The sequence below is a fragment of the Mycobacterium sp. 852013-51886_SCH5428379 genome (genome assembly GCF_001665575.1).
Taxonomy (GTDB): Bacteria; Actinomycetota; Actinomycetes; order Mycobacteriales; family Mycobacteriaceae; genus Mycobacterium.
In genome coordinates this window covers 130,360-147,242 of sequence record NZ_LZSU01000030.1, presented here as the reverse complement: position 1 = coordinate 147,242, position 16,883 = coordinate 130,360, and the positions used below count along the sequence as shown (strand labels likewise).

The window sequence follows — 16,883 nt, the reverse complement described above, 5'->3', positions numbered from 1 at the left end:
TACCGGGCAGCCCACCGATGTCGGTGGCGCTCTTGCGGCGCACCAACTCCCGCGCCTTCCGCGCGGCGAGCCGGGCCTGTGCCGACGAAACCGCTTTGTTAACAACGGTTTTCGCCTCGGCGGGATTGGCTTCCAGCCAGTGGCTGAGCTGCTCGTTGCAGATCTTCTGCACGAACGACTTCACCTCGGTGTTGCCGAGTTTGGTTTTGGTCTGCCCCTCGAACTGCGGCTGGGACACCTTCACCGAGATGACCGCGGCCAGGCCCTCGCGGATGTCGTCACCGGTGAGGTTCGGATCCTTCTCCTTGAGCAGCTTCTTGTCTTTGGCGTACTTGTTGACCACCGACGTCAGCGCCGCGCGGAAACCCTCCTCGTGGGTACCGCCCTCGTGGGTGTTGATGGTGTTGGCGAACGTGTGCACCGATTCGGAGTAACCGGCGTTCCACTGCATCGCCACCTCGACCTCGTGGCCCTCGCCCTTACCGTCGAAATCGATGATGCTCGGCTGGATTGCGGTCTTGGTCCGGTTGATGTGCTTGACGAAGTCGACCAGGCCGCCGGGGTAGTGGAACACCCGGTGCTTGACCTTCTGCGGCGCGGCGGACGCGGCTTCCTTCTCCTCCGCGCTCTTGGGTGCTTCGGCGTGGTCGCTGACCACGTCGTCGACGACCTCTTCGGGAGTGACACGCTCGTCGGTCAACTCGATGGTGAGGCCCTTGTTCAGAAATGCCATCTCCTGCAGGCGCCGGGCGATCGTCTCGAAGTCGTAGTTCGTGGTCTCGAAGATGTCGGGATCCGCCCAGAACCGGATGGTGGTACCGGTCTCCTTGGTCTTCTCACCCTGCTTGAGGGTGCCGGGGATGGACCGGTCGTAGGTCTGGAACCATTCGTGTCCGTCGCGCCGGATGTCGGCCTCGAGCCGACTCGACAGCGCGTTGACCACCGACACACCCACACCGTGCAGACCACCGGAGACCTGGTAGGCGCCCTCTTCGAATTTTCCACCGGCGTGCAGGACGGTCATCACCACGTCGACGGTCGGCACACCGGTCGAGTGCATGGCGACGGGGATTCCGCGGCCGTCGTCGGTGACCTGGACGCCACCGTCCTCGAGAATCCGCACGTCGACGCGGGATGCGTAGCCGGCCATCGCCTCGTCCACCGCGTTGTCGACCACCTCCCAGATGAGGTGGTGCAGCCCGCGTTCCCCGGTGGACCCGATGTACATGCCGGGGCGTTTGCGCACCGCCTCGAGGCCTTCGAGGACCTTGATCGCCTCGGCGCCGTACTCGCTGGGCGCATTCTTCTTCTGGGCAGCCACGTTGAGGGCGTCTCCTCGATCTTCCGGTGAAGCGGTGTTGGCAGGTGATGCCGGGCAAGAGGCGCACACCTCTCACAGTCTTCGTCCCAGTCTACCGCCCGAGAGGCATAGGACTGACGCTGTGACCGCGTTTTGACCTATCTGAATGCGCCGTGCGCGGAATATTTCGATCCTCGGTGCGTGGCGACGCTGAAGACGGGCCAATCCGACGCTGAGACGGCTCTCAGCCAATCAGCCGTAGGTGTCGCGCGGGCCGCGGCCTGCGACGTGGTACCGGCCTTTGCGCCACGACGGCGCCGCCGGCCCCGAGATCTTCAGCGTGGTGACGACGCCGTCGCCGACCGCAGCCGCGATCTTGGCCAGCAGCTGCGCCTGCACCATTCGGAGCTGGGTGGCCCAGGCCGTGGACTCCGCCGCCACTGTCAGCACTCCCTCGCGCAGCGACATCGGCGTCGCGTGCTCGGCGATCTGTTCTCCGACGACCGATTCCCACTGGCCGAACACCGCACCCTCGGCCACCCGCGGCGACCAGCCCCGACGCTGGGCGAGGTCGCGGGTCGCCGCGCCGAGGGTCTGCGGATCGCGAGAATCTGGTCCCGGACCGGACCACGTCCGGCGCCGCGCAGTACCCGCCACCCGGCGCGCGGGTGCGGTCCGACCTCGACCGACATCCTTACCCTGGCTGCGCGCGGCACCTCGGGCTTCTTCCAACGTGCGCCGCACCAGGTCCATCCCGGACAGATGCGCCAGATGCGCGGGCGGACCGGCCGCGTTCTCGGTCGCGTTGTCGTCGTCGTGATCACCGGTCACTGCACCACCACCGATATCCGTGCGCCCTCGTCGTCGTCCTGCATCCGAATCCCCACCCGGTGAGCATCCCAGTCGGCAGGGACATCCTCTGGAACCGCCGCCGTCACCAGCACCTGCTCCGCGTCGGCCGCGACACCCGCGAGCGCCCGCCGCCGCGCGGTGTCGAGTTCGGCGAACACGTCGTCGAGCAGCAGCACCGGATCACTGCCCTCGGCGCGCAACAGCTCATAGGAGGCCAGCCGTAGCGCCAACGCCATCGACCACGATTCCCCGTGGCTCGCATAGCCTTTCGCCGCCTGATCGCCGAGGCGTAGTTCCAGGTCGTCACGGTGCGGTCCGACCAGGCACACCCCGCGGTCGAGTTCGTTGTCGCGGCGGCGGGCCATCGCATCCAGCAGCGCGGCCTCGTAGTACTCCACGGTCTCGTCCGCATCATCGCCGTCCGAGGCGTCGACGCTGGTGCGATACCGGATCGCCGCCGGTCGCGATCCCGGGGCCAACAGCTGATAAGCCTTCTCCACCTCCGGCGCCAACTCGACGACCAGAGACGCGCGGGCGGCCATGAGTTGCGCGCCGTACACCGCCAGATGGCCGTCCCACACGTCGAGCGTTTCCAGCGCGCTGCGATCCCCGCGGTAGCGGGCGCCCGCCGCGGTCTTCAGCAGCGCCGTCCGCTGGCGGACCACTTTGTCGTAATCGGCGCGCACCCCGGCGAGGCTCGGCCGACGCGTGGTCGCCAAGTCATCGAGATACCGGCGGCGTTCACCCGGGTCGCCTCGGACCAGCGCCAGATCTTCCGGCGCGAACAGCACCGCGCGCAGCACCCCGAGCACTTCGCGCGGACTGCGGACGGGGGAGCGGTTGAGGCGGGCCTTGTTGGCCCGACCCGCGGTGATCTCCAGGTCGACGGCCAATTCGCGGCCGTCGTTGACGACGATGGTCGACACGACCGCGCGGGCGGCGCCGGCCCGGATCAGCGGGGCGTCCGCGGCCACCCGATGCGAACTCAGCGTCGCCGAATACCACAGCGCCTCAATCAGATTCGTCTTTCCGAAGCCGTTGGAGCCGACGAACACCGTGCGGCCCGGCTCCAGCTCGAGGTCCGCGCGGGCCCAGGAGCGGAAGTCGGTCAGCGTCAAGTGCCGGACGTACACCTATCCCGACTTACTGATCCTCTGCACGGCATGGCCGCCGAACTGGTTACGCAGCGCGGAGACCGCCTTCATCGTGGGGGAGTCCTCCTGCCGGGATTCGAACCGTGCGAACAGCGACGCCGCGATTGCCGGCACCGGTACCCGCAACCGGATCGCCTCCTCGACGGTCCAGCGGCCTTCACCGGAATCCTCGGTGTAGCCGGAGATCTCGTCGAGACCCGGATCTTCCCGCAACGCCTTGGCCAGCAGCTGCTGCAGCCACGACCGCACCACGGTGCCGTTGGTCCACGCCTGGTACACCGCTTGGGGATCCTTGATCAGATCCTCGGCGGCCAGCATCTCGTAACCTTCGCCGTAGGCGGTCATCAACGCGTACTCGACACCGTTGTGCACCATCTTCGCGAAGTGGCCGGCGCCGATCGGTCCTGCGTGGACGAATCCGTCGGCCTGCTCACCCGGCGGGCGCAGCGTGTCGAAGATCGGCATCACCCGTTCGACGTCGGCGTCGGATCCGCCGACCATGAGCCCGTAACCCTCTCGCAAACCCCAGACACCACCGGATACACCGGCGTCAATGAAGCCGATTCCCTTGGCGGCCAACAGTTCTGCGTGAGGCGCGTCCTCGGTGTATCGCGAGTTACCGCCATCGATGACCAGGTCGCCTTCGCCGAGCACCTCGGCCAGGGAGACGATGGTGTCGTGGGTGACCGGGCCGGACGGCACCATCACCCACACCACCCGGGGCGCGGCGAGCGCATCCGCCAGAGCCGCCAGCGAGGGCACGTCGCTCACCTCGGGGCGAGGGTCGTAGCCGACCACTTCGTGGCCACCTTCACGCAGGCGCTCCCGCATGTTGAAGCCCATCTTGCCCAGGCCGATCAAACCGAGCTGCATAAACGCCCCTCTTGGTGGTAGGCCGGTCAGCCCGGGAGGCGCACCGGCATCAACAGATACACGTAGTCGGTCTGCAGAGCGGGGAATGGTCCGCTGCCGTCGACACCCTCGTCATCGTCGCCGGCCGGACGCAAGACCGCAGGCCTGCTCGGCGTGGTGAAGCCGAACGTCACGCGCGGGGAGTGCAGGGAACCCAGGCCGTCGGTGAGGTAGGTCGGGTTGAAGGCGATGGTCAAAGGATCCCCGGCGAACTGCACGGGGAGATCTTCCTCGGCGCGGCCCACGTCGTCGGCTCCGGCTGACAGCCGCAGGACGTCCTCGGAGAACTCCATCCGGACCTGGGCGCCGCGGTCGGCCACCAGCGCGACGCGCTTGATCGCCTCGGTCAGTTCGGCGACGCCGATGGTCGCCACCGCGGTGTGCTCACTGGGCAGCAGCTGCCGGAACTTCGGGAATTCCGCGTCGAGCAGTCGGGTGGTGCTGCGCTTACCCTCGCTGCGAATCCCCAGCAGACCCTCCTTGCCGACCGACGCGCCGGCGCCCAGCGCCAGATGCACGTCAGAACCGGCGGTGCCCGCCTTCGCAGCCTCGGCCAGCGTCTTGGCCGGCACCAGCACCGCAGCCTCGATGTCGGGGGAGGTGGTCGACCAGGTCAGTTCACGCACGGCGAGCCGGAAGCGGTCGGTGGCAGCCAAAACCACACTCTCACCGGTGATCTCGACGCGAATGCCGGTCAGCATGGGCAGCGTGTCGTCACGGCCGGCCGCGACCGCGACCTGACCGATCGCCTCGGCGAACACGTCGGCGCCCACCACACCGGTCTCGTCCGGGAGCGTCGGCAGCGTCGGATAGTCCTCGACCGCCATGGTTGGCAGCGAGAAGCGGGCGCTACCGCAGGTCAGGGAGACGCGGGTCCCTTCGACGCTGACGTCGACCGGTTTGGCCGGCAGCGCCCTGGTGATGTCGGACAACAACCGGCCCGATACCAGAACACTTCCCGGAGAGGCGATTTCAGCTGCGACGCGGACTTCGGCCGACACCTCGTAGTCGAATCCCGAGATGGTCAGACCGTCGTCGTCACCGGTGATCAGCACACCGGCCAGGACGGGGACGGTGGGGCGTGAGGGCAGGTTGCGGGCCACCCAGGCCACCGCGTCAGCGAAGTCCTCCCGCACCAGGCGGAACTTCAGGTCGTTCAGACCCGTCGTCGTCGTCGCCACGTCCATAGCGTCCCTTCGAATAACACCACAATGAGTTCTACCAGCGGTTGTCTCGGTGTCCGAAGAACGCCTACCCAGCTGCGCCTCGACGACCATAACGGCTGCCGCTGAACCACCGTAGAGCTTTCCGCTCGAACTTGAAAGCTAATCGATCGGGCTGACACGGGCGCATCGGGCGGCCCGTCGGACGGCCCTGTGCACGACGTGTCCCCAACGCCGTTCTTCTAGAAGAGATCTAGAGAGATAGACAAGTAACAGTAATAGGGCCTGTGGAGTCTGGGGATGAACCGGCGACGGTGCTGGCCGGCGAGCGTGTCGGGATGTGGGCGCACTGTGGATGGAATTCGGCTGTGGTGTCGGGGGATGTGGACGGGCGAGTGGGTTGTGTAATTCCACCGCGGCTGTCCCGCGCTCGGTCACCATGTTGTCCACACGGTATGCACAGGCGCGCCGTGTGACCGCTGTGACTGAGGGGACACAAGTTTTTGGGCACCGCGACCGATTTGACACGTGACGAATCGCCGGGGATGCGATCCCCGGGGCAGAAAACGGCGAAAATCAGCGCTTGGAGCGCTGACGGATCCGAGTGGTGAGTTCCTTGACGTGATCGAACACCTCACGGCGTTCGGCCATCTCGCCACGGATCTTCTTCTCGGCGTACATGACGGTCGTGTGATCGCGACCGAACGCCTGGCCGATCTTCGGGAGCGACAGATCGGTGAGCTCCCGGCACAGATACATCGCGATCTGCCGCGACTGCGCCAGTGCCCGCGTCTTACCCGGCCCGCGCAGTTCCTCGATCGTTGTCTCGAAGTACTCGGCGGTGGCGGCCATGATGGCCGCGGTCGAGATCTGCATGGTGCTGGCGTCGGAGATCAGGTCACGCAACACGATCTCGGCCAGAGACTTGTCGATCGCCGTCTTGTTCAGCGACGCAAAGGCCGTCACCCGGATCAGGGCGCCCTCGAGTTCACGGATGTTGCGTTCGATGCTGCCGGCGATGAGCTCCAGCACGTCGTCGGGGACGTCGAGCCGGTCCATCTGCGCCTTCTTGCGCAGGATCGCAATACGGGTCTCGAGCTCCGGCGGCTGCACATCGGTGATCAGCCCCCACTCGAACCGCGTGCGGAGGCGGTCTTCGAGGGTGGCCAGCTGCTTGGGCGGCCGGTCCGAGGAGATCACGATCTGCTTGTTCGCGTTGTGCAAGGTGTTGAAGGTATGGAAGAACTCCTCCTGGATACCTTCCTTGCCCTCGATGAACTGGATGTCGTCGACCAGCAGCACGTCGATGTCGCGGTAACTGCGCTTGAACGATGCCTTGCGGTCGTCGCGCAGCGAGTTGATGAAATCGTTGGTGAATTCCTCGGTGGAGACGTACTTCACGCGCATCCCGGGGAAGAGGCGCTGGGCGTAGTTGCCCGCGGCGTGCAGCAGATGGGTCTTGCCGAGACCGGACTCACCCCAGATGAACAACGGGTTGTAGGCCCGGGCCGGCGCTTCGGCGATGGCCAGGGTCGCGGCGTGCGCGAACCGGTTGGAGGCGCCGATGACGAACGTGTCGAACGTGTAGCGCCGGTTGAGACTGACTTCGTCCGGATCTTCGGGCACCGGCGGCTGCGGCGTCCGGCTGAAATACCGAGGCCACGTCTCGGCCGCGCTGGCCCTGGCCTCGGTGTCCTCGTCGACCTCGTCGTGATCGGCAGTCGGCGGCGTGGACATCTCGTCTTCCGGGCCGGGGGTGGCGATCCGCACGCCGAGTTCGACGCGCTGACCGAGGTGCCGGCTGAGCGCGGTGATGATCGGTTCCCGCAGATGGCGTTCGATCTCGTTCTGGACGAACGGGGTCGGCACTGACAGCAGAGCAAACCCCTCGGTGATGACCAGGGGTTTGACCAATTTGAGCCAGGCGCGTTGCTGAGCGGTGAGGACAGGTCCGGGCGGGGTGCCGTTGTGACCGTGGACCGCGGAGGCGCCGTTGAGTTCGTCGAGAACGAGGTTCCAGACCGCGACGAAAGGGGGGTCGGGGTCAGCTGTCAACGACGAGCACCCCCTTGCGTAGCCGTCGTGTCAGCGACGACCAATGGAACGATGACCAACTGTCCACAAAGTTATCCACAACCTGTGGAATATGGACAGCCCGTCGTCGTTCTGTTGTCTACCGGTTGGGGACGCCGCGGAACGGGGCTCTGCACAGCTGCTGGAGAGCTGTGGGCTCGCGGTCGGGACGTCCTCATTTCGTTGTCGGCGGCCGCTCCAGTCGAAACGGCATTGCCAGAAGCTAACAGTTTTCTCACGGAGTGCCAACCGTTCGACGACATTGGGGCGCCACTTCTTTCGGCCCATGCGGCATTGGTGAAAGATGTGACGGATGTCAACGTTCGGGCCGGTGACGAGCGAGGTTTGACCCAGCGAAATCTCGTCAGTACCCTCGAACAGTCGCCCGCACGTGGCGATACGGCTGCGATCCGGGCCACTGGAGTCAGCGCCGGCTAGCAAGCAAGACGCAGAGCTTAACAACGGCGAACGCGTCCACCCACGAACGACATGTGTGTGGAACGCGAACGCCACACAACGAGGAGAGATTGCCGTGGCCAAGGGCAAGCGGACGTTCCAGCCCAACAATCGCCGTCGCGCGCGTGTGCACGGTTTCCGGCTGCGCATGCGGACCCGTGCCGGGCGCGCCATCGTGTCGGCCCGCCGCAACAAGGGCCGTCGTTCCCTCACTGCGTGACGCAGCGCGGGAACTCGCGCCGTGCTTCCGGCCCGGTACCGAATGACCCGGTCGGCGGAATTCAGTGCCACGGTCAGTCGTGGGGTGCGCTGTGCGCAACCCGATCTCGTCATCCATCTGGGATGTGACGACGCGGATCTGACCGGGCCGAGGATCGGCTTGGTGGTGTCGAAGTCAGTGGGTAATGCCGTGGTGCGACACCGCGTGTCCCGCCGCCTTCGCCACGTCGTCTATCCCGTGCTCGACGAACTCACCCCCGCCCACCGTTTGGTGATCCGGGTGTTGCCCGGCGCCGGCGCCGCTTCGTCGGCTGTGCTCGGTGAGCAACTGAGTCGCGCGGTTGCCCGGGCCAAACCTCGCGCCGGAGTGTGCCGGTGACGGCGCGGCGCCGTGGAGGACGGTCCGCCGCGCGGGCCGTCGTCTTCGTCATCGAGCTCTACCGCAACATGATCTCGCCGCTGAGACTGCCGTCGTGCCGGTTCACCCCGACCTGTAGCCAGTACGCGGTCGACGCCCTGACCGAATATGGATTGATCCGCGGCAGCTGGCTCGCTGCCGTGCGGCTCGCGAAGTGCGGCCCGTGGCACCCGGGCGGTTGGGATCCGATTCCCGACCGGCCCGCAGCGCCGGACGAGTCGTCCTCAGACCCCAGCGGCGCCCCGTCGGCCGCAGATCCCGTCAGGAGCAACACGATTGTTTAACTGGTTCAGCCTCGACATCATCTACTACCCGGTGTCGGCGATCATGTGGGTTTGGTACAAGGCCTTCGCCTTCCTCCTCGGGCCCAGCAACTTCTTCGCCTGGGCGCTGTCGGTGATGTTCCTCGTGTTCACCCTGCGCGCGATCCTCTACAAACCGTTCGTGAAGCAGATCCGGACCACGCGGCAGATGCAGGAGTTGCAGCCGCAGATCAAGGCGCTGCAGAAGAAGTACGGCAAGGACCGCCAGCGGATGGCGCTGGAGATGCAGAAGCTGCAGAAGGAACATGGGTTCAACCCGATCCTCGGCTGCCTGCCGATGCTTGCCCAGGTGCCGGTGTTCCTCGGGCTCTTCCACGTGTTGCGGTCGTTCAACCGCACCCAGGGCGGGTTCGGGCAGATCCAACTGTCCGTGGAGCAGAACCGGGCGACCGGCAACTACGTGTTCAGCCCGACCGACGTCGCGAACTTCCTCGACGCGAACCTGTTCGGCGCGCCGTTGAGCGCCACCATGATCCAGACCTCGGGTTTGGATGCGTTCACCGAATTCAACCGTGCGGCGGTCATCGGGGTCGGTGTGCCGATCATGATCCTCGCCGGCGTCGCGACGTACTTCAACAGTCGGGCATCGGTGGCGCGACAGAGTCCCGAGGCCGCGGCGAATCCGCAGACGGCGATGATGAACAAGCTCGCGCTGTACGTGTTCCCGCTCGGCGTGGTCGTCGGTGGTCCGTTCCTGCCGCTCGCCGTGATCATGTACTGGCTCGCGAACAACATCTGGACCTTCGGTCAGCAGCACTACGTGTTCGGCAAGATCGAGAAGGAAGAGGAAGCCAAGAAGGTCGAGGCACTCGAGCGGCGGGCGGCCAACGCGCCTGCGCCCGGGGCCAAGCCGAAGCGCCGTAAGGGTGCGGGGACCAACGGCTCTGCTGCGGACGATTCGGTCACCGACGATTCTGTCACCGACGAGACACCGGCCGCGCCAGCGGCGGAAGGCGACGCGTCGCCGGCCCGTGGGGCGACACCCAAGTCCGGCAAGGCAGCGGCCAAGCCCACTGGCTCGCGGCCGTCCACGAACCGAACACCGCAGCCGGGCGCCCGGCCCAAGAAACGTAAGCGTTAGCCAGTCCCGCACTGGCCGAGAAGAGAGGCACGAACATGACGGACGCTGATACGACTACGCGCACCGAGGACACTGAGGCGGCAGCGCCGGCCGGGGAGGACGATCTCGAGGAGCGCCTCGTCGCCGAAGGCGAGATTGCCGGCGACTATCTCGAAGAGCTGCTCGATCTGCTGGACTTCGACGGCGACATCGACCTGGACGTCGAGGGTGACCGCGCCGTGGTCAGCATCGACGGCGGTGACGATCTGAACAAGCTCGTGGGCCGGAAGGGCGAGGTGCTCGATGCGCTGCAGGAGCTGACGCGGCTCGCGGTGCACCAGAAGACCGGTGAGCGCAGCCGACTGATGCTGGACATCGCGCGGTGGCGTCGTCGCCGTCGTGACGAACTGGCCGCGCTGGGGGACAAGGTCGCCCGTCGGGTGCTGGAGTCCGGAGAGCGCGAGGAGCTGGCCCCGATGACCCCGTTCGAACGCAAGATCGTGCACGACGCTGTCGCCGCCGTTGCGGGTGTGCACAGCGAGAGCGAGGGCGTTGAGCCGTCCCGCCGGGTCGTCGTCCTCGCGGACTGACCCCTTAGTTACACGGATGTAGTTCACTCGACGGCGCGACGGGGCGGAGAATGTTTCACGTGAAACGCGACGCTCCGGCCGCGGCGGCGGCACTCTTCAACGAGCAACTTGAGCGTGCCGAACGGTACGCAGACTTTCTGTGCACCGCCGGTGTGGAGCGTGGGCTCATCGGGCCTCGCGAGACCGACCGGATCTGGGACCGGCACATTCTGAACAGCGCGGCGGTTGCCGAACTGGTGATGCCGGGCGAGCGCGTCGTGGATATCGGCAGCGGCGCCGGCCTGCCTGGCATACCGTTGGCGTTGGCGCGCCCCGATGTCGAGGTGCTGTTGGTAGAGCCGCTGTTGCGGCGGAGTGAGTTCCTGACCGAGATCGTCGACGCCCTCGGGATCGAGGTGCGCGTGATCCGTGGCCGGGCCGAGGACCCGCCGGTACGGGAAGCCCTGGGGGAGGTGGATGTGGTGACGTCACGCGCAGTCGCCTCCCTGGACAAGCTGAGCCGCTGGAGCCTGCCACTGCTCAAGCCCGGCGGCCGCATGCTGGCGTTGAAGGGCGAGCGCGCCGACGCGGAAGTAGACGAGCACCGGCGCGCGATGGAGCGGGCTGGCGCCGAGGACGTCCGAGTGGTGAGATGTGGCGCGGACTATCTGAGTCCACCTGCCACGGTGGTCGTCGCCAGGCGCAGGACGCCGGCGCGCGGATCAGGCCGATCACAACGAGCGGGCAGGAGATGAGCATGGGTCGAGTGCCGGACGCGACGGGCGGCACGCCTGTTTCACGTGAAACATGGGGTGACGAGATCGCTGCTGATACGCCGATCGGTGCGGAGGCGCAGCGTGCGGTGCGGGTGCTGCATTCCGCCAAGCAGGCCGGGCTGCCGCGGCCCAGCCGTCAGCGGGTGTTCACGATCGCCAACCAGAAGGGCGGCGTCGGCAAGACCACGACCGCGGTGAACATCGCGGCCGCTCTCGCGCTCCAGGGTCTGAAGGTGCTCGTCATCGATTTGGACCCGCAGGGCAACGCCAGCACCGCGCTCGGCATCGAGCATCGCCCGGGTACGGCATCGTCGTACGAGGTGCTGATCGGCGAGATCCCGGTGCAGGAAGCGCTGCAACAGAGCCCCCACAACGAGAAGCTGTTCTGTGTGCCGGCGACCATCGACCTCGCAGGTGCGGAGATCGAGTTGGTCAGCATGGTGGCGCGGGAGGGCCGACTGCGCACAGCGCTGGCTGAGCTCAAACACCATGACTTCGACTACGTCTTCATCGACTGCCCGCCGTCGCTCGGGCTGCTCACCATCAATGCATTGGTGGCCGCGCCGGAGGTCCTGATCCCGATCCAGTGCGAGTACTACGCGCTGGAGGGCGTCGGGCAGCTACTGCGCAACATCGAGATGGTCAAGTCCCACCTCAATCCCGAGCTCACCGTGTCGACCGTCATCCTGACGATGTACGACGGTCGCACCAAGCTCGCCGATCAGGTCGCGAACGACGTGCGGGCGCACTTCGGCGACATCGTGCTGCGGACGGTCATCCCGCGCAGTGTGAAGGTGTCCGAGGCGCCCGGATACGGGATGACGATCCTCGGCTACGACCCCGGATCCCGGGGCGCGATGAGCTATCTGGACGCCAGCCGCGAGCTGGCGCAGCGGGGCGCACCTCACGACGGTGCCCGGCGATGACCGTGTGTGCGTGGACGAAGGAGACGACACGATGACCCAGCCCACCCGCAAGCGCAGCGGACTCGGCCGCGGCCTGGCCTCGTTGATCCCGACCGGACCGGGGGAGGACGGCGGCAGCGCTGCACTCGGCGGCCCGCGCATGGGCTCCGCGGCGGCGGATGTGGTGATCGGCGGGGGGCCGGCGGCAGTGCCACCCGTCGTCGAAGTGGGCGCGGTCTATCGCGAGATTGATCCCGCGGCGATCGAACCGAACCCCCGGCAGCCGCGGCAGGTGTTCGACGACGAGGCGTTGGCGGAGCTCGTTCACTCGATCCGCGAGTTCGGCCTCATGCAGCCGATCGTCGTCCGCGCGCTCGACAACGCCGACGGACCGGTGCGCTATCAGCTGGTGATGGGGGAGCGGCGCTGGCGCGCTGCCCAACAGGCCGAGCTGGCCGCGATCCCCGCCATCGTCCGCGAGACTGCAGACGACAATCTGCTGCGGGACGCGCTTCTCGAGAACATCCACCGGGTCCAGCTGAACCCGTTGGAAGAGGCGGCGGCCTACCAGCAGCTGCTCGACGAGTTCGGTGTCACCCACGATGAACTCGCCACGCGGATCGGACGATCGCGGCCGCTCATCACGAACATGATCCGGCTGCTGCGTCTTCCTATCGCCGTGCAGCGCCGGGTCGCGGCGGGGGTGCTGTCCGCGGGCCATGCCCGGGCGCTGCTCGCCCTCGAGGGTGGTCCGGAACGGCAGGAGGAACTCGCCGCGCGGATCGTCGCCGAGGGACTGTCGGTCCGCGCGACCGAAGAAGCGGTCACGTTGGCCAACCGGAACGGTCCCGCCGCACCGACACCACCGAAGCGTAAGCCGATTCAGATGCCCGGCCTCCAGGATGTTGCTGAGCAGCTGTCGACGGCGTTCGATACCCGCGTCACCGTGAGTCTCGGCAAACGGAAGGGCAAGATCGTGGTCGAATTCGGGTCGGTGGACGATTTGCAGCGGATTGTCGAGTTGATGAACTCGACGACGCGCTGACCAACCACCCACGGCAGTTACGTCACTGTGACAACTACGACGCATCCGCAGCGGAACGCACGGCCTGCCCGAAGCGAATCCCTTGTCGCTCAGGGGATTCCGTCTCGCAACGGGGGTCGGGCAGCGATATCTCCTACTCTGGAGGGGCGGCCGCAGCAGCGGACCGCGGACAGGAACCGGGGAACCTGAGTGTCGGCACGAATCACGCCCTTGCGGCTCGAGGGCTTCGAACATTTGCCCAAGCACGCACGCCGCTGTGTGTTCTGGGAGGTCGACCCGGCCACGCTGCAGGAGGACCACCTGTCGGACCCCGAGTTCGAGAAGGAAGCGTGGCTGTCGATGGTCATGCTCGAGTGGGGTTCGTGCGGTCAGGTCGCGGTGCAGTGCTCGAGCGCCGAGACCGATGACCCGGATCTGCTCGTATCGAATCGAGAAGAGCCGTGTCTCGGATACGCGTTCTACGCCCCGCCGAGGGCGGTGCCGCGGGCCGGCCTGTTTCCCAGCGGACCGGTGAGTGCCGACGCCATTCTGCTCACTTCGGTCGGCGTCGAGGCCGGACCCGACAGTGAGTCCCTACCGCAGAGACTGCTGACGTCGGTGGTCGCCGATCTGGTGCGCCGCGGTGTCCGTGCCCTCGAGGCGTTCGGCCGTACGGAGGCCACCGAGCACCTCGCCGACCCGCGGGTGGTGCCGGGGGACTGCGACGCCGCGGTCGCGGTGCTCGGGGATTGTTCGGTGCAGCGCTGCGTGATCGGCGCCGATCTGCTCGAGGCCGTCGGCTTCACCGTGGTGGCGCCGCATCCGTACTTCCCCCGACTGCGTCTGGAACTCGAGCAGGGACTGGGTTGGAAGGCGGACGTGGAGGCTGCGCTGGAACGGCTGCTCGAATCGGCACAGCTGCAGCAGCCCGTCGGGGCAGGAGCCGGCCGCTACACCTAACGGCTACGGCCGAAGGTGTCCGGCCTGCTCGACCGACAATTCGTGGGCCAGCAGTTCGGCGAAAGTGAAAGTGCCCGTGGGGCGGTCGTTCTTGCCGAGCAGATAGAGCCGCTTGACGGCGGCGAGGATGCCCTCGGCGAGGGCATCACGAGTCTGGTTGACCACCAACAGATCTCGATCGTGCGGATTGGTGATGTAGCCGACGTCGACCTGCACGGTGGGCATCCTGGTCAGGCGCAGCAGATCCCAGGTGCGGCCATGGCTGCGGCAGTCCTGTAATCCGGTGCGCGCCACGATCTCCCGCTGGATGAAGTCGGCCAGATTGCGGCCGATCGTCGATACCGAGCCGTGCGAGTTTCCGAAGTGGAACGACGCCACCCCGTTGGCGGCCACGGAGGGCTGCGTCGCGCACCGCAGGCTGATCATGAGATCGGCTCCCACGGTGTTCGCGGTCGCAGCCCGTTCCGCGTCGGACGGGCTGCGGTTGACGGGCCGCGAGAGGAAGGTCTCCATGCCGATCGCGGTCATCCGGCCCTCCAGGCGGCTGGCCAGATCCCACAGCACGTCGGCCTCGCTGATCGGGCCTTCGGGTCCGTTGACGATCACCCCGTGGTCGCTGCCGCCGCGGCCCGGATCGATGATGACCCGCTTACCGGACAGACGCGGACCGGAGCGCCGGACCAGCTCCTCCTCGCGGATTGCGTGCGGGGATCCGCCGGTGACACGGGATCCGAGAAAGTACAAGGAGCGCAACGTCTCTGGACCGCAGATGCCGTCCGGATACAGCCCGTACTCGCGCTGGTACGACGACAGGCCGTGGTGGGTCTGCAATCCGAAGTGCCCGTCGACCAGACCGGTGTAGAACCCGAGGTCCTGCAGCCGGGCCTGCAGCGTCGCCACGTCGTCGCCGTACATCGGCGCACCGAACTGGTGCATCAGCGTACGGGCGCCGAGGCGGTACGACGCCTCCTTCAACGCGCGGTAGGTGGCCTCGCCGACGATGCCGTCGACGAGCAGACCGCGGTTCTGCTGGAACGCGCGCACCGCCTGGTCGAGCTCGTCGTCGAACACGTCGGCTGCGACATGCTTACCGGTGGTCAGGTCCGCATCGGGACTGTCGAGCAAACCCAGAGCGGCGAGCGCACCGCGGATCTCGGCGACCGCTCCCTCGCGGTCACCTCGACGCAGACTCGACATACTCGCCCCTTCAGGCCGGCTCGGAATTCGGCTGTGGGTACTCCTGGCGCGCATCCCCACCGCCAACGCCCCGGCCGTAATTGTCTCAGACGCTTCCCGTTATCGGGAAAACGCCAGGCGGGCGCGGCTGGTACCGAATCGGCTAGAGGTGGTCGGCGATCTCGCGCAGCAGCGCGGCCTTACCCTTCGCGCCGACGATCCGCTTGACGGGTTCACCGCCCTTGAACAGGATCATCGTCGGAATTGACACCACCTGGAAGTCGCGGGCGGTGGCCGGGTTCTCGTCGACGTCGAGCTTGGCAACCGTCAGGGCGCCCGCCTTCTCCGAAGCAATCTCCTCGAGCACGGGGGCGACCATCTTGCACGGGCCGCACCAGGTGGCCCAGAAATCGACCAGCACCGGGGTGTTGCTGGACAGTACGTCGCTGGAGAACGACGCGTCGGTGACGGCGACGGTGGCCGTGTTGGTGTCAGCCATGGCTGCTCCTGTTCGCTGAAGTGGGTTGTGGGGTGGGCGCGCGTCAGATCGGCGCTGAGATTTCCTCGTCGCTGGGTGCCACGCCGATCTCGGCGAGCCAGCGTTCGGCGTCGATCGCCGCGGAACACCCGCTACCGGCGGCGGTGATGGCCTGCCGGTAGGTGCGGTCCACGAGATCGCCTGCGGCGAAGACGCCTTCGACCGAGGTGCTGGTGGTCCGGCCCTCGACCAGGACGTAGCCGTCCTCGTCGAGGTCCACCTGGCCGCGCACGATGTCGGAGCGCGGGACGTGGCCGATCGCCACGAACACGCCGGTCACCGCGAGCTTGGATTCCTCGCCCGTGTTCACGTCCCGCAGCCGGATGCCGGTGACCTTCGGGCTGCCCTCGATCTCGGTGACGGCCGTGTTGGTCAGGAAGGTGATCTTGTCGTTGGCGCGGGCGCGGTCGAGCATGATCCGCGACGCCCGGAACTCCTCGCGGCGGTGGATGACGGTGACGCTGCGCGCGAACCGGGTGAGGAACGTCGCCTCCTCCATCGCGGAGTCGCCACCGCCGACCACGGCGATGTCCTGGTCGCGGAAGAAGAAGCCGTCGCAGGTGGCGCAGGTGCTGACGCCCATGCCGAGCAGCGCGTCCTCGCCCGGCGCCCCGAGGTGGCGGGCGGCCGCACCCATCGCGAGGATGACGGCGCGGGCGCGGTGGGTCTCGTCGCCGACGGTGACGGTCTTGATGGGTCCGTCGAGGGACACCTCGTCGACGTCCTCCATGCGCAGGTCCGCGCCGAACCGCAACGCCTGCTCGCGCATCTCGTCCATCAGCTCCGGACCGGTGATGCCGTTCCGGAAGCCGGGGTAGTTCTCCACCTCGGTGGTCGTCATCAGCGCCCCGCCGAACTGGCTGCCCTCGAACACCAGCGGCTTGAGCTGGGCGCGGGCGGCGTAGACGGCTGCGGTGTAACCCGCAGGTCCGGAACCGATGATGATGAGGTCGTGCACCGTGGATGAGGAGGTCATGTGTGCCTTTCTGCCGCGTCACGCCGGCA

18 protein-coding genes are annotated in these 16,883 nt (G+C 67.0%); 9 read left to right on the top strand and 9 right to left on the bottom strand.

Annotation, left to right across the window (positions count from 1 at the left end):
- The 6 genes from A5757_RS13255 to dnaA form a co-directional block, all read right to left on the bottom strand.
- Window positions 1-1,321, bottom strand: a 1,321-nt coding sequence (locus A5757_RS13255) for an ATP-binding protein (protein WP_066834831.1), incomplete at its 3' end; no start/stop codon positions are given.
- A gap of 231 nt (window positions 1,322-1,552) precedes the next feature.
- A complete protein-coding gene (locus tag A5757_RS13250; protein ID WP_066834827.1) occupies window positions 1,553-2,131 on the bottom strand; it encodes a DUF721 family protein in 579 nt (192 codons plus the stop codon).
- On the bottom strand, window positions 2,128-3,285 hold the full coding sequence (gene recF, locus A5757_RS13245; RefSeq protein ID WP_066834821.1) for a DNA replication/repair protein RecF: 1,158 nt from the start codon (window positions 3,283-3,285) through the stop codon (window positions 2,128-2,130). The genes A5757_RS13250 and recF overlap by 4 nt, the downstream gene beginning before the upstream one ends.
- Window positions 3,286-4,179, bottom strand: a complete 894-nt coding sequence (gene gnd, locus A5757_RS13240) for a phosphogluconate dehydrogenase (NAD(+)-dependent, decarboxylating) (protein WP_066834819.1) — start codon at window positions 4,177-4,179, stop codon at window positions 3,286-3,288.
- A 26-nt stretch (window positions 4,180-4,205) separates the two neighbouring features.
- A complete protein-coding gene (gene dnaN / locus A5757_RS13235; RefSeq protein ID WP_066834817.1) occupies window positions 4,206-5,405 on the bottom strand; it encodes a DNA polymerase III subunit beta in 1,200 nt (399 codons plus the stop codon).
- A gap of 552 nt (window positions 5,406-5,957) precedes the next feature.
- Window positions 5,958-7,436 (bottom strand): chromosomal replication initiator protein DnaA, encoded by a 1,479-nt coding sequence (gene dnaA / locus A5757_RS13230; protein ID WP_066834815.1) that lies wholly within the window; start codon window positions 7,434-7,436, stop codon window positions 5,958-5,960.
- A 550-nt stretch (window positions 7,437-7,986) separates the two neighbouring features.
- Between dnaA and rpmH the strand changes: the two genes are divergently transcribed.
- The 9 genes from rpmH (at window position 7,987) to A5757_RS13190 (ending at window position 14,164) form a co-directional block, all read left to right on the top strand.
- Window positions 7,987-8,130, top strand: coding sequence for a 50S ribosomal protein L34 (gene rpmH / locus A5757_RS22810; RefSeq protein WP_082929457.1), 144 nt, complete (start codon window positions 7,987-7,989; stop codon window positions 8,128-8,130).
- A gap of 21 nt (window positions 8,131-8,151) precedes the next feature.
- Window positions 8,152-8,508, top strand: a complete 357-nt coding sequence (rnpA, locus tag A5757_RS13225; RefSeq protein WP_066834813.1) for a ribonuclease P protein component — start codon at window positions 8,152-8,154, stop codon at window positions 8,506-8,508.
- On the top strand, window positions 8,505-8,831 hold the full coding sequence (yidD, locus tag A5757_RS13220; protein WP_066834862.1) for a membrane protein insertion efficiency factor YidD: 327 nt from the start codon (window positions 8,505-8,507) through the stop codon (window positions 8,829-8,831). The genes rnpA and yidD overlap by 4 nt, the downstream gene beginning before the upstream one ends.
- Window positions 8,832-8,874: 43 nt before the next feature.
- Window positions 8,875-9,951 carry a membrane protein insertase YidC gene (yidC, locus tag A5757_RS13215; protein ID WP_231983975.1) on the top strand — a complete coding sequence of 359 codons (1,077 nt, stop codon included), beginning with the start codon at window positions 8,875-8,877 and terminating at the stop codon, window positions 9,949-9,951.
- 35 nt (window positions 9,952-9,986) lie between these two features.
- A complete protein-coding gene (locus A5757_RS13210) occupies window positions 9,987-10,520 on the top strand; it encodes a R3H domain-containing nucleic acid-binding protein (RefSeq protein ID WP_066834808.1) in 534 nt (177 codons plus the stop codon).
- A gap of 50 nt (window positions 10,521-10,570) precedes the next feature.
- Window positions 10,571-11,254 (top strand): 16S rRNA (guanine(527)-N(7))-methyltransferase RsmG, encoded by a 684-nt coding sequence (gene rsmG / locus A5757_RS13205; protein WP_066834806.1) that lies wholly within the window; start codon window positions 10,571-10,573, stop codon window positions 11,252-11,254.
- Entirely contained in the window at window positions 11,251-12,201 is a 951-nt protein-coding gene (locus tag A5757_RS13200; RefSeq protein ID WP_066834805.1) for a ParA family protein, read from the top strand. The genes rsmG and A5757_RS13200 overlap by 4 nt, the downstream gene beginning before the upstream one ends.
- A gap of 31 nt (window positions 12,202-12,232) precedes the next feature.
- Window positions 12,233-13,225: a ParB/RepB/Spo0J family partition protein gene (locus tag A5757_RS13195; protein ID WP_066834860.1), complete on the top strand. Its 993-nt coding sequence runs from the start codon at window positions 12,233-12,235 to the stop codon at window positions 13,223-13,225.
- A gap of 189 nt (window positions 13,226-13,414) precedes the next feature.
- On the top strand, window positions 13,415-14,164 hold the full coding sequence (locus A5757_RS13190) for an acetyltransferase (RefSeq protein ID WP_066834803.1): 750 nt from the start codon (window positions 13,415-13,417) through the stop codon (window positions 14,162-14,164).
- A 3-nt stretch (window positions 14,165-14,167) separates the two neighbouring features.
- Here A5757_RS13190 and A5757_RS13185 read toward each other — a convergent pair whose 3' ends face one another.
- From A5757_RS13185 to trxB, 3 genes are all read right to left on the bottom strand, one after another.
- Complete coding sequence (locus tag A5757_RS13185; protein WP_066834801.1) at window positions 14,168-15,361, bottom strand: N-acetylmuramoyl-L-alanine amidase; 1,194 nt, start codon at window positions 15,359-15,361, stop codon at window positions 14,168-14,170.
- A 142-nt stretch (window positions 15,362-15,503) separates the two neighbouring features.
- Entirely contained in the window at window positions 15,504-15,839 is a 336-nt protein-coding gene (gene trxA / locus A5757_RS13180) for a thioredoxin (RefSeq protein WP_066834799.1), read from the bottom strand.
- Between the two features lie 43 nt (window positions 15,840-15,882).
- On the bottom strand, window positions 15,883-16,854 hold the full coding sequence (gene trxB / locus A5757_RS13175) for a thioredoxin-disulfide reductase (protein ID WP_066834797.1): 972 nt from the start codon (window positions 16,852-16,854) through the stop codon (window positions 15,883-15,885).
- Between the last annotated feature and the right edge of the window lie 29 nt (window positions 16,855-16,883).